This window comes from Pseudoalteromonas sp. PAB 2.2, from assembly GCF_001938575.1.
GTDB lineage: Bacteria > Pseudomonadota > Gammaproteobacteria > Enterobacterales > Alteromonadaceae > Pseudoalteromonas > Pseudoalteromonas lipolytica.
On sequence record NZ_LYPI01000015.1, the window covers coordinates 117,699 to 131,047 of the forward strand.

9 protein-coding genes are annotated in these 13,349 nt (G+C 42.0%); 3 read left to right on the top strand and 6 right to left on the bottom strand.

Translation table 11 applies throughout. The features are described from left to right. Window positions 1-48 precede the first annotated feature (48 nt). Window positions 49-1,065, bottom strand: coding sequence for a metalloprotease (locus tag BWD47_RS14520; RefSeq protein WP_065978917.1), 1,017 nt, complete (start codon window positions 1,063-1,065; stop codon window positions 49-51). A gap of 176 nt (window positions 1,066-1,241) precedes the next feature. Between BWD47_RS14520 and BWD47_RS14525 the strand changes: the two genes are divergently transcribed. Next, window positions 1,242-2,462 carry an EAL domain-containing protein gene (locus tag BWD47_RS14525; protein WP_036974238.1) on the top strand — a complete coding sequence of 407 codons (1,221 nt, stop codon included), beginning with the start codon at window positions 1,242-1,244 and terminating at the stop codon, window positions 2,460-2,462. Here BWD47_RS14525 and BWD47_RS14530 read toward each other — a convergent pair. Beyond that, entirely contained in the window at window positions 2,459-3,523 is a 1,065-nt protein-coding gene (locus tag BWD47_RS14530) for a hemolysin family protein (RefSeq protein WP_036974240.1), read from the bottom strand. The genes BWD47_RS14525 and BWD47_RS14530 overlap by 4 nt on opposite strands. A 145-nt stretch (window positions 3,524-3,668) precedes the next feature. Here BWD47_RS14530 and BWD47_RS14535 point away from each other — a divergent pair, with 145 nt between their 5' ends. Beyond that, window positions 3,669-6,164 carry a S9 family peptidase gene (locus tag BWD47_RS14535; protein WP_074989644.1) on the top strand — a complete coding sequence of 832 codons (2,496 nt, stop codon included), beginning with the start codon at window positions 3,669-3,671 and terminating at the stop codon, window positions 6,162-6,164. 165 nt (window positions 6,165-6,329) lie between these two features. Then, window positions 6,330-7,034 (top strand): response regulator transcription factor, encoded by a 705-nt coding sequence (locus tag BWD47_RS14540; protein ID WP_036974296.1) that lies wholly within the window; start codon window positions 6,330-6,332, stop codon window positions 7,032-7,034. Between the two features lie 96 nt (window positions 7,035-7,130). Here the strand turns inward: BWD47_RS14540 and BWD47_RS14545 are convergent, their stop codons facing one another. From BWD47_RS14545 to BWD47_RS14560, 4 genes are all read right to left on the bottom strand, one after another. Further along, window positions 7,131-8,642 (bottom strand): YifB family Mg chelatase-like AAA ATPase, encoded by a 1,512-nt coding sequence (locus BWD47_RS14545; protein ID WP_074989643.1) that lies wholly within the window; start codon window positions 8,640-8,642, stop codon window positions 7,131-7,133. A 38-nt stretch (window positions 8,643-8,680) separates the two neighbouring features. Next, window positions 8,681-9,295, bottom strand: coding sequence for a trimeric intracellular cation channel family protein (locus BWD47_RS14550; RefSeq protein WP_036974258.1), 615 nt, complete (start codon window positions 9,293-9,295; stop codon window positions 8,681-8,683). 70 nt (window positions 9,296-9,365) lie between these two features. After that, a complete protein-coding gene (locus tag BWD47_RS14555; protein ID WP_075594189.1) occupies window positions 9,366-9,737 on the bottom strand; it encodes a hypothetical protein in 372 nt (123 codons plus the stop codon). Between the two features lie 55 nt (window positions 9,738-9,792). Beyond that, a complete protein-coding gene (locus tag BWD47_RS14560) occupies window positions 9,793-13,290 on the bottom strand; it encodes an Ig-like domain-containing protein (RefSeq protein WP_143474497.1) in 3,498 nt (1,165 codons plus the stop codon). Between the last annotated feature and the right edge of the window lie 59 nt (window positions 13,291-13,349).

Genomic DNA, 13,349 nt, shown 5'->3' on the forward strand with positions numbered 1-13,349 from the left:
CTGCTTAGTCATTAGATTCACAAAAATATTCGCTCTGCTTTTGTAAACTTAACTCGATAAAATTTTCATTGGTAGGCTTAAAATTGCGCTTTCAGAGTCGGCAAAGTGCATCATAACAGCCACATGTCCGGCAACAACAAGTGCATACATTACCGCTGAAAAGCCTTGGCCATAGGTGTCCAGAGGGATTAAATGCGAGTAATGACGGCCGCGCCATTCGAAGACAATTTCCAGCGCCCCGACAAATAAGAAAAACACCAACAGCATTAAGCCAAAGGTGTAACTTAACCATAAGCCAAATAACACCCCTAATAAACACACGCTTAAACCAATCCAAGATCGCATTGAAAAGCTAATACTTTTTAAAACATGGCCGCCATCTAGCGGTAAAATTGGTAATAGGTTAAATAAATTAAGCAAAGCACTCAGTACAGCAACACCGGCAAATATTTCCATTTCAGTGGCGTAATAAAGCACCACGCCGAGCACTGAGGTAATTAAACCAAATGCAGGCCCCATGAGTGAGATCACCACATCTTGCCAGCGCGTTGTTATTTTATCGTCGGATACAGCCAGTCCTCCAACAAAAGGGATAAGATAAATACCCTTGGTTTTAATACCAAAGTATTTCATGGCTCTAACATGACCATATTCATGCACCACTAAACAGGCAATCAGCATTAACGCAAACTCGATTGAGAATAGCCATGCATAGCCAGCAACTGACGCACCAGCGAGTGCCGCTTTGACGACCTTTGCACTTTTAAAGAGTTTAAATCCTAACGCGAGCAAACCGATGATGCCACGTTTTGGCTCAGCCTCTTGCATAGCGGGTAATGCAAGTTGACTCACCCACTGTTGATTTACATAAACACCCAAGCTTTTATCGTGCACGGTGCTGGTATCTAACCCGATACGCTGCCCTTGAAAATCAAACTCATACATTTGTTGTTCTGGGTTCTCGAACGCAATCGCTTGTTGTTGATGAAATAATTGCACTAACTGCGCGCCCTTTAAATGCAATGTAAAGGTTTCATTTGCTAAGCTCAGCTGAAGTCTGATCATAATCTATTTAACGGCTAATAAGGAGTGTCGCTATTATACTGAGGCAGCGCTAAATTACGAATTAACTCTTGCGGCCCTTGTTGTGATTATTTACATCAATACACAAGTAAAAAACATGACGAAATAGCATTTTTCTACTACTTTTAACTAAAGCATTTCTTGTTCATGGAGTGAATATGGTGAAGTCAGCACGGCATATACTCGTAGTCGATGATTCTAAAGCGATTCTTATCGTTATGCAGGCCATTTTAAATGAGCTTGAAGTTCCTCATGTCACAACCTGCTTAAGTGCTTGCGAAGCCTTAGAGAAAATAAAAAAAGCCCCGCATTATTTTGATGCCGTCTTCACTGATTTAAATATGCCTGATATGGATGGCATGGAGCTTATGCGTCATTTAGGCGCAATGAAATACCATGGTGCGATCGCAATCATTTCTGAAATGGACCCTAAAGTCATCGATTTAGCGGCTGACCTTGCACGTAAACACAACGCGCATCTTATTGGCAATATTTCAAAACCCGTGCAACTGAATCAAGTTTACTTACTACTCCAAAAACTTGAGCATTTTTCGATTCATGTCGAACGAACAAAATCCCCGATTTCGGAGTCACTTTTACTGCATGCTATTAGCCACAATGAAGTCGTGCCATTTTATCAACCAAAAATTAATCGCCATGACAATCGGGTTGAAAGTATTGAAGTGCTGGCACGAATTAACACCAGTAAAGAAGATGATATCGTTTTACCCGAACGCTTTATCTGTATTGCCGAAGATTTAGATCTTATTAACCTTATTACTTTTCAATTATTTGAAAAGGCGACGAGCGACTTTTCTGAAATTAAAGAGCACTTTGAACCAAATTTAAAACTGGCTTTTAATTTATCGCCTTCACAGCTTGAAGACTTAAGCTGCCCAGATAAACTAGCCCTCATTTTGCACTTAAACAATTTATCGCCAAGCGAAGTGATTTTAGAAATTACAGAGCAGTATGCACTTCGTAGTGCCGCACAACTCGAAACCCTAAACCGCCTTAGAATGCGTGGCTTTGGTATTTCGCTCGATGACTTTGGGACCGGCTTCACCAACGTGCAACAACTTAAAACCCTGCCTTTTACAGAGATAAAAATAGACAGGACACTAATCAGTAATATTGAAACTGATCAGTTTTCACAAGTTATCGTCAGTAGCTTAGTAAATATTGCGATTCAAGAAGACTTAGCCATTGTGGCTGAGGGGATAGAGCGCGTAGAAGAGCTTGACTACCTAGACCGTTATAAAGAATTTATCTTAATGCAGGGTTTTTTACTTTGCCGCCCGAAAGCCAAAGAAGACTTTTTAAATTGGTCATTTTCATGGCGGCAAATGGTTAAAACCGCAGCGGGGTATCGCCGCTAAGGCTCACGTTTATCGTCGCTAACAATCGTATTACTGCTCTCTAAACGCTGCCGCCAGCGCTGCTTTGCCTCTTTTTGCATATTGGCAGATTGGTCATGTTCGTCAACGATTTCAAGCCCCATTAAGGCCTCAATTAAATCTTCCAATGTCACAATGCCTTGAATATCTCCATATTCATCAACCACTAAGCAAATATGAACACGTTGCGATAATAAGGTTTCAAGCAAAGTAGGCACATGCAAGGTTTCTGGCACCGTATAAATAGGCTTGACCAGCTTGCTAATTTTGTAGTCTTCACCCAAGCGATGGTAAGCAAGCATAATATCGTTTTTATGTACAAAACCAATAATGTCATCGCCATTTTTATCGTATACCAACACCCTAGAAAATGACGATGAACCATATTCCGATAAATACTGATTCACTGTAATATCTTTGTGTACTTTAAAAAGCACAGTGCGCGGCGTCATTAATGTATCAAGTTTGGCATGGCGAAAATGCAATAAACTACGAATAATCTCAGACTCATCTTGTCTAAGTGCCCCAGATTCAGTGCCTATATCTGCCATTGCTTCAATTTCTTGGCGTATATAATATGCTTCATCGTAATTGCGCCCTAAAAAGCGCGTTAAGATATCCGCAAACCAAACAAAGGGTTTTAAGATAAAGACTAAACCCACCAGGCTTACGCTTACGATGGGGGTTAAAGCACGCCAGTAATTAGCACCTAATGTTTTTGGAATAATTTCGGATAACACGAGTACCAGTAGTGTCATTATTGCTGAAGCAATGCCGACAGCCGCATCCGAAAAAACCACCGCGGCTTGCGCACCAACACCCGCAGCACCTGCAGTATGAGCAATCGTATTTAAAGTTAAAATAGCCGCCAATGGTTGATCTATATTGTCTTTCAACTTAGCAACACGCTCAGCTAAAAGAGGTTGCTGTTTTCGTATTAAAGCAACATAGCTTGGCGTAATGCTTAGCAACACAGCCTCCATTACTGAGCATAAAAAAGAAACGGTAATTGCCACCAGCATGTATACAAGTAATAGTGTCACTGTGCGCCCTCAGCTTTAATGAAGTGCCTCACCTTAACAAGTGTTTACACGAAGCTCAATCCATTCTGCATTCTAACGCAGCACACTTTTTGACATTTTTACTGCGTGTTATATTGGTCTAAACCACCATTTAATAGGCTAAATCATGATGTTTACAACAACTTGGCTGAGCAAGCGCGCTCGCTTAAAAACAGCACTCAGCGCTGTGGCACTGTGCACTTTAACAAGCACAGCAATGGCTGCTGCCATTGATAAGTCTGCAATACAATTTATTGGCCCACTTAGCGATGACATGCAACTTAAGCCCTATCAAACCGAGCACCGCGATGCCATCATCGCCAATCTACTGCCACACTTACAAAAAAATACCTCCCGTGTACGTGTCTTTGGTGATGAACAAGATTGGCAAGCATTTGATAAAGTAAGTGCCCTTACTTTAGGGGGCCTGCAAGCCCTAAAATTCACAGCGTCAGCCGAACGTTTTAGTCAAGGTAAGTTATCGTTAAAGGGGATCGAAAACGCCCAGTTATTTATTAACGGCGAAAAACAGACTGAAAAAGATAAAACTTATGAATTGGCATTGAGTCAAGGCGACCATCAAATAGTGATCATCACAGAGCAAGTGCCTAATTGGCATGATGTTGCCATTGATTTTGAAGCTAAATCAGAGGAAAGCGCTCTGACCTTTTCAGCAAAAGAGCAGCATGGTTTATCGGCAAAGCAATTATTTGATGCACCAACGATAAGCTACATTTCTATGTCACCAAATGGCGCTCATTTTTTGACGAGTACACGCCATTACGACGATAAATCAGCAAACCAAGCTCTGTATGTCACTGAGTTAAAAAACGCTAAAAATAAGACTATTTATCGTTTTGAATCAGCGCAGCCTAGCAATATAACTTGGAGCCCAGACGGTTCAAGCTTGGTGTATTTAATCGAGGGCGAGCTTAAGCGCTTAAATTTAGAAACACTGCAACTCACTGTCATAGCTAAGCATCTTGCAGGCGCAAATGGGTTTCAATTTTACAATAATGACAGCTTAATTTTTAGTTGGTCAAAATCACCCAGCGACGATGGAAAACTCACCAAGCACTATCAAGGGCTTCAAGACCGCTGGTCTTATGCGCGTACCACGTCACAAGTGTACTTACTCGATATAAGCACAGGATTAAGTAAAATTTTAAGTCAAGGCCCGCTGAGCCATTCACTTGAAGACTTCGATGCTCAACAAGGTGTTGTGTTAATGAGTCGCTCAGCCCAAGCTATGAACCGTTCGCCAGAACCTGCAACTGAACTTGTTGAGCTAAATATTGCCTCTGCAACGAGTAATGTACTTGGCCAATTTAAAACCTTTAATCAAGCAAAATACACCGACGACGGTATTTATGTTACAGCTGGCCCTGACTTCAGAGATGGCCTTGGCCGTAATTTACCCGAAGGCATGCTTGCCAATAATTACGATGGGCAACTCTACTTACTTAGCCGCGATGGCAAAAAAGCGACGGCACTAAGCAAAGAGTTTGACCCGGCGATAGGCCAACTTACGGTGCTTGCAAATGGCGATGCACTGTTAAAAGTGACTGAGCAAGATACTGTGCAATTATATCAATACGATTTAAGCAAAAAACGTTTTAACAACGTGAATACGGGCTTTGATGTTGTTGAGCAATTTAGTTTCTCAGACGAGCGTAACCCTACTCTGCTTGTTACAGGCACCACAGCATCAACACCACAACAACTTAAGCAACTCACTGTAGGTAAAAGTCGTACTAAGGTGCTGTGGGACTCCACACCAATTAGCTACCAACACACTGATATTGCAGCGCTTGAAGAGTTTAATTTCATTAACCCTGAAGGTGTAGAAATTAAAGGTCGCGTGTACTTGCCGCATAATATAGATAAGAGTAAACAATACCCTGCTTTGGTTTACTACTATGGCGGTACATCACCGGTGACGCGTGGCTTTACTGGGCGTTACCCTTTTAACCTTTGGGCGGAACATGGTTATGTGGTTTACGTTATTCAACCAACAGGTGCAACGGGATTTGGCCAAGAGTTTTCGGCTAAACACGTTAATGCATGGGGTGAATACACCGCAAACGATATTATTAATGGCACACGAGCATTTCTTAACCAGTATCCGTTTGTTGATAGTAAACGCGTTGGTAACTTAGGCGCCTCATACGGTGGCTTTATGACCATGCTGCTGGCGACAAAAACAGATATGTTTAGTGCCTCTATTGCACATGCGGGAATTTCAAATATCACGTCTTATTGGGGCCAAGGTTGGTGGGGATATTTATACTCAGCTGAAGCATCTAAAAATAGCTACCCGTGGAATAACCCGCAACTTTATAGCCAACACAGTCCCGTGTTTCATGCTGACAAAGTAACAACGCCGCTATTACTACTTCATGGTGACTCAGATACCAATGTACCGGTTGGTGAAAGCCACAATATGTACACGGCATTAAAGTTATTAGGTAAAGATGTTGATCTGATTGAATATAAAGGTGCAGATCACCAAATATTTGCCCGTGACAAACGCTTTGATTGGTGGAATACGATGCTGGCTTATTTCGATAAAAACTTAAAAGATCAGCCTCAATGGTGGCAGTATCTTTACCCTGAAAAATAACAAAAAAACATCACTGAGTACCTGCAAAGGTACTCAGCTTTTTACAAATATATAAAAGCTAAGCCATTAAATTGTAAGAAACAGTTACAAACCGCTCCATTGCACTTCTCAGCCTTTACCATACAGTGCTAACATAACAGCAAATCAAGTATGAAATTAAAGCGAATGACTATTCAAGTTTTATTGGTTGAAGACGACGAGCTTCTCGTTAAACGCATTCTCAATCATTTTAAAGAGACTGAATTTAATATTGAGGTAGATTCAACGGGAGCCGATGCTTTAAGCATCGTGCAATCACGTGCCTCTCTACAAGATGCAATTTCTCTGGCAGTGATCGACATAGTCTTACCCAAGCGCGATGGTTTGTTACTTGCCAAAGAGCTCAATGCACTGACCAATATTGGTGTAATTGTTTTATCTAGTCGTGACTCACAAGCCGATCGTATTGCAGGCCTTGCTCAAGGCGCTGATGATTATATTTGTAAACCGGTTGACCTGCTTGAACTTGAGCTAAGAATGCGCGCCCTTTACAAACGTTTAAAAGGCTCACAACACGACGATGAAAGTGAAGAGTTTATAGAATATGCTGACTTTAAGCTGCACCCTGACAATCGCACTTTGATCACCCCAAGTGGCGAAGAGTCTCGCCTCACTGAAGCTGAACATAAAGTGCTTATTTGCTTGATTGCCAACGCAGGAAAAGCAACCTCTCGAGAGAAAATATCTGAAGAGATTGGGCAACCCGACTGGAGCCCAAGTGACCGTACCGTCGATGTGTTAATTGGCCGTTTACGTAAAAAGCTCAGTGACGAAAAAGACCAAAAGCGCATCGTAACAGTTCGTGGTAAAGGTTATATGCTTTCTATTTAGGTATACACAGCGCCTAAATGACTCATTGTTTATAAACATACCACCTAACACGGTGACGCTTGCTAAAACACGTAAAATATTGAATAAAGCATCGATTTAAAATTGTGTTAATTGGCTTATTAGGCGCTCAAAGGCACGATAATTTAATGCCTCTTTTAATTCGCTTAAGGTGATCGTTGGTTGCTCTTTTAAGTCACTAATTGTTCGGGCAACTTTAATAACACGATGATAAGAACGTGGTGACAGCGCCAGTTTTTCACTGGCTCTCGCTAGAAACTGCAACTCTGCAGCTGCAAGCTCACAATATCGACTCATTTCTTTATTGTTCAATCGTGCATTCACTTTACCTTGCCGTGCATGCTGAAGCGCATGCGCTCGCTCCACACGTTTACGTACTTGCTGACTGCTCTCTTCTGGTTCGGTACTTTGCAATTGAGCGCTGGTAAGTCGTGGTAATTCAATTTGTAAATCTATTCGGTCAATAAACGGACCCGATACACGAGATAAATAGCGCAATACTTGATCTGGTGTCGCACGCTTGTCGGTATGGCTTCCCGTTGGGCTGGGATTAAGTGCAGCTATAAGCTGAAATTGAGAAGGAAATTCCATTTGCCTCGCAGCCCTTGATATTGTTACGACCCCGGTTTCCATTGGCTCACGAAGCGAGTCTAGCACTTTACGCTCAAACTCAGGGAGCTCATCCAAAAATAACACGCCGTTGTGTGCCAGTGAAATTTCACCGGGCTTCGGGTTCGATGACCCTCCAACCAGCGCGACTGCCGAACAAGTATGATGTGGATTTCGAAAGGGACGCTCTCGCCACTTAGATAAATCAACAGACTGACCAATAATAGAATAAAGCGCCGCGGTGCTAATTGCTTCATCATCCGACATGGTCGGCATAATGCTTGGCATTCGCTGTGCTAGCATCGATTTACCCGTGCCTGGCGGGCCTAAAAAAAGCAAGTTATGGCCACCCGCAGCCGCGATTTCTAACACACGCTTGGCACCAGGTTGGCCTTTAACATCACTTAAATCATAGATTGAATCGCGTTCTATTTGTTGCTCTGGGTACTCAATATTAAGCGGTAAGGGCTGCTGATTCAGTAAGTCGTTCCATACATCTTGAATAGAATAAATCGCTTTACGTGACACACCAGAAACAAGACTGGCTAAGGTGTCGTTTTCCGCTGGTAAAAAACAGCACCGACCCTTTTCTTTCGCTCCTAATACGGAGGGTAAAATAGCATTCACTCCCCTTACTTCACCATTTAAGGCCAGCTCACCATAAAACTCATAGCGATGAATATCAGGGCACACTATTTGCCCTGATGCCACTAAAATCCCAACGGCAATGGCTAAGTCAAAGCGCCCTCCGTCTTTGGGTAGGTCAGCGGGCGCAAGGTTAACAGTGATGCGCTGATCGGGAAAACCAAATTGTGAGTTTTCAAGCGCACTGCGCACTCTATCTTTAGCCTCTTTTACAGAGGCTTCAGGTAAACCAACAATATGAAAAGCAGGTAAGCCATTCCCTAAATGCACTTCGACAATGACTTCTGGAGCTTGCACTCCTACTTGAGCACGAGAGAAAATCCGAGCTAATGACACGTTCCGTTGTCCCTGTAATGTATCCTTGTTATTACAGTTTAGTCGGGATATTTAAAAACATGTAATGTGAGATTCCACTTCATTGCTGCAAGTCGTAATGTGAGGGTCATTAACATGGCCAGTACCATGGCCATTTCTGTCACTAACCCAAGTGAAATTCCCACTGTATAAACGATGCCACCTGCGATACAAGTGATCGCATAAAGCTCACCTTTTAATAACATAGGTATGTTGCCAGCAAGTACATCGCGGATCATGCCTCCGAAGCAACCTGTAATCACCCCCATAATAATAGCCGTGGTATCTGGCATGCCTGCAAGCAGGGCTTTTTGCGCCCCCATTACAGCAAAAAAAGCCAAACCAAACGCATCCGCTATTTGTAAAGCATATAACGGAATAGAGCGCTGTTTATTGATTAGCCGTGTCGAAATAAAAACTGATACTAGAATAGCCCAAAAGTAACTTTGATCATGTAACCAAAAAACTGGAATATCTAAAATGAGGTCTCGTAAGGTCCCACCCCCAATGGCTGTAACGGTCGCTAACACAACAACTCCAAAGCCATCCATTTTTTTATCGTACGCTAACAACGTCCCAGAAACAGCAAACACCGCAACGCCGATTAAATCAAACCAATGGTAAAGTTCCGTCATGTTTGTAACTAAAAAGTAATGTTACTTACGTTGTAACATAAACTTTTCAATCTTTTAAGCGAAGAATCAATTACTCGCCGCTTTCTACCAACTCAATAAATTGGAGACTTTGCATCATAACCCCATCAGCAAGTGTGGTATCAGAAAAGTACGATTCCTTTTCGGTCGCTTTACTGGGTGTCGCTAATAACACGTTATAGTCCTCTTCTAGCTCAAGCCATAAACTCCGCTCTTTGGCAGTCAACTGCGAATGTTGCTTGCGAACGCGATCAGCTTCATAAAAGGCTTCTTGTGCTTTTAAAAATGCATCTTGTGCACTTTCATCCATTTCTTCGCTTGAAAACAAACTAGTACCAATATCGCTGATATCTTCTTGTACTGCATCCATTGTTTTACAGGCTGTTAGGCTGAGTAGAAGAACTGAGAAATAAAATAGTTTCATTGATTAAATCCTCAAAAAAAGCCCAGTAACATTGCTGTTACTGGGCTGTGCACGGTTACTGCTTAATTAAACTGCCTGATACAAAAGAATGCAGAGCAGGGTCATCGTTATCATCATAGGTTTCTGGCACTTCGAAGCCTAAAGTCTCAACACTAAAACCGCCATCTATCATCATTATGGGGGTCATGAGTACACCATAACCGTAGTTTTGAGTAACGGTCGGGTCGCTGTACATCATTAACGAACCTAGGTGTAGCTCCCATGTCGCTTCTCTCACTTCACCCTCTAATTCAAATGTTGCGGTACCATCATTTGAAATAACAACATTCGATGTTTGCATACCACTGCCATCATCTGCCATGTAGGTAAATACATGTGAGCCCACTAACTCTGTTTCAGTAAAGGTCGCTTGTTCTATTACTCGCGTGACTCGCTCCATGATGCCGAAATCGTCGCCATCTTTAAAGTGTATAAAGTTACCTTGCGCTTTCACAATAAAGTTAGGGTCGGCTTGCTCAATAGGACTACCATAGGTTTTTTCATAGAAGTCTACTGACACCTTTTGAGTTTCTGTATCGTAGCTGTAATAACCACCTGAAATACCTAACTCATTAAACTCAGTATCATGTGCTAACTCTAAGAATGTGCCATCTTCTTTAAATACGGCAATAAAGAAATCACTGTCAAATGAGCCATCATAGTATCCCCCTATCAGCGGATTAGTTGCACTGTAAATGCGTGTGAGCGTTATAGTACCTTCACCTTCAATATCTAGGGTTAACGTATCACCAGATACGGTGGCTGTGATTGCTCCAGCATCATCAATACCAAAACTACCATTTGTATCTTCGCTAATTTGAACAGAGAATTCACCTGTTGACTCGTTCCACGTAAAATCACCTATTTCATAACCCGCAAAGGCAGTCTCATCATCAGGGTGTGACATAGCTTGGATTTGTAACCACTTACCGTCACGTAAAATCACCGCCACTTCAGGTTCATCAGCGAGTTGCCATGCACCATCAAGAGGATGAATAGTCGCGGGACGTTCTATAACAACTTGTTCTTGAGCCATAGACTCATCAAAATACCATGCCTGCTTAGCATCTTCTGTACAGCTACTTCCTTGACTGTAAACACACACAGTTAAGAAGTCGCGATCAAATTCAACGACCTCAAATACCCATTCATTAGACATCAACTTACCATTTTGCAGTGCATAGCTATTTTGCATAAACGCGCCTTGATAAGTTGTTGCTATTGAGTACTCAAAAGCATCTGAACTTTTGTCAGTGATAGTTGCCAACTCAATGGTTTCTACACCAAGCTCTTTTGGAGTATAGAAGTTTGAGAAGTAACGATAGCTTGTATCATCTTCAGCATACATATGCTCCCACCAATACGGCGCAAATCGACTTACACCATAATCGCTTGAAACAGAAAACTCTCGAATGTGAGAAGCATAATATCCAGGCATTTCGGTGCCATCCATTTCAAATGCACGGTATTTACGATAGGTAAAGAAGTGCTCGCCATCTTTTGCTAGCAGCTGTTGTGTAAACTCTGTATAAACTGGGCAGCTATTGTCGGGTTTATCACAGGTTGCCGATATGCCTCCGGTGTCGGTGTAGTAGTTATTTCGAACAAACACACCTTCGCTGTTAATCTGCCAAGAGCGATAATGTTGATTAAGGCTAAAATTCATTAAGCCATCATCATATACATCGTAATGGAGATCAGGTTGCGCTGAATTTACACCTTGATAAATAGTCCATTTACCCAACACATCACTGTTTGTAAGCTGCAGCGTGTTATCTTTTACAAATAACCCTGTACTTGTAATACTTGAATCATCCGTTTTAGACATTAAAGAAGCTGCGAATTGGTAACCGACATTCATTGATTTTATAAACCAGAACGAGTAGTCAAACGTAAGTGACTCATCGGTGCTAGAAATCATCAACTGGTTATCAGACACTGACCAAGTAATCTCAACCGGTGCGTTGCTATTATTGATAAGTGTTCCCGTACCACCTTCAACTAAATTAAAATTAACGGCACTGCTGTAGCCGTAAAAATCAGATGTATTATCGACATACCATGAACCGACTAAATCGGCTGCGGCAACATTTAAGGTTTGTGTTTTATCGATTAACGTACGATTCGCGGTCAACTCTTCTGTCGATATTATCTCAGTCGTTGATTCGTTTTTCGTTTCAAACGCTGAATAAAGCTCAACAGTTCTATTAGCGTCATTTTCAAGTAAAATGCGCATATCCAAATCAGTTAAGTACTCGCACATTTCTTCTTGAGTCACTGTACCTACATCAAAATAACACGATACTTTGACTGGCTCAGGAACAGTAATACTGACGACATCATTGTCCTGTGTCCAAGAGAATGAAGCATTAAAATTAATAAAAACATAACTGCCCGTTCCATCAGGGTTAAAATTAATCTGACCCGCGCCAAAACGCGTGTAATACTTGGGCGCCATAACAACATAGTCACCCACAACACTGCCAAATGAGTTATCAACCAACTCTTCATCGTCTTTAATGGTTTCTTTTACTGTTTCTATTAAGGCTGGATCTTGACTGTTCACGGTGTTGATAAAGTCATCAATACCCTCGCTGTCACTGACTAAATCAAGGGTAGACTCTACCCCTTCAGGTAAGCTGTAATCAGGATTATCAACAATAATTTTAATTAGTGCTGATAGCAGCAGTTTTTCGTCAGCATCTATCGCAAGCAAGGCTTTGTCTAATGCATCCTCAGAATCAACCGTGTCGTTATCACGACTAATAAGAGCAAATTCAGCAGTACTTACATTGGTAATATTGACACCAAAGTTTTCTTCTTTGCTCAGTGTTCCATCTTCGCCTGCTTGCGAGATTAAAGTAGCAATCGACTTAAGTTGAGAAACAAACTCTACACCTGGGTTGATGGCGTTATCGCCTAGCGCAACAAGTTTCACCAGTTTATTAGCAAAAGAGTCGTCTACTTCAACATCAACACGGTAGCGGCCTTGCTCATCAGCAGTAATCTCAAATAACTCATCACCAATTTGTACCGCCACATTTGAATTTATAATGGGCTCATCCGTTACAATACCTGTAATTGTGACACTGAGCACTTTACGCTTTAATTGAATAGTGACTTGTGCATTAGCTGTTGCACCATCGTCATCGGTGACGGTCACAGATAACACCACATCCGCATCATCTTCAATTGCAGGTGCCGTTATCGTTAGGCTGCTACTGTCACTACCCGACAAAGCTAAATCAGGACCAGAAATCTGCGACCATGCATAAGTACTAATAGTGCCGTCACTATCAGTGGCGGTTGCTAGAAGCGTTAACTCGCTACCTTCGGTGAGTGTTTCATCGCTGCTTATTGATACTGTAGGGCTTTTATTTTCTGCAACTGGCGGCTTTTTATCCTCGTCGCTATCGCTTCCACTGCCACCACAAGCGGTTAAACCGACAAGACTTGTCGCGAGCAGTAGCTGTTTAAAGTGATTTATTAATCGTGAATTAGGAGGGCTCATCATGTCATTCCTTACATTGATTGCTACGTAGCCACCCAAAAAGAGGCAACTGCACAAACAGT

What these genes read in the sequence shown, in the direction of transcription:
- BWD47_RS14520 (WP_065978917.1), bottom strand. Translation starts at nt 1,065, where the DNA reads ATGATCAGACTTCAGCTGAGCTTAGCAAATGAAACCTTTACATTGCAT.
- BWD47_RS14525 (WP_036974238.1), top strand. Translation starts at nt 1,242, where the DNA reads ATGGTGAAGTCAGCACGGCATATACTCGTAGTCGATGATTCTAAAGCG.
- BWD47_RS14535 (WP_074989644.1), top strand. Translation starts at nt 3,669, where the DNA reads ATGATGTTTACAACAACTTGGCTGAGCAAGCGCGCTCGCTTAAAAACA.
- BWD47_RS14540 (WP_036974296.1), top strand. Translation starts at nt 6,330, where the DNA reads ATGACTATTCAAGTTTTATTGGTTGAAGACGACGAGCTTCTCGTTAAA.
- BWD47_RS14550 (WP_036974258.1), bottom strand. Translation starts at nt 9,295, where the DNA reads ATGACGGAACTTTACCATTGGTTTGATTTAATCGGCGTTGCGGTGTTT.
- BWD47_RS14555 (WP_075594189.1), bottom strand. Translation starts at nt 9,737, where the DNA reads ATGAAACTATTTTATTTCTCAGTTCTTCTACTCAGCCTAACAGCCTGT.
- BWD47_RS14560 (WP_143474497.1), bottom strand. Translation starts at nt 13,290, where the DNA reads ATGATGAGCCCTCCTAATTCACGATTAATAAATCACTTTAAACAGCTA.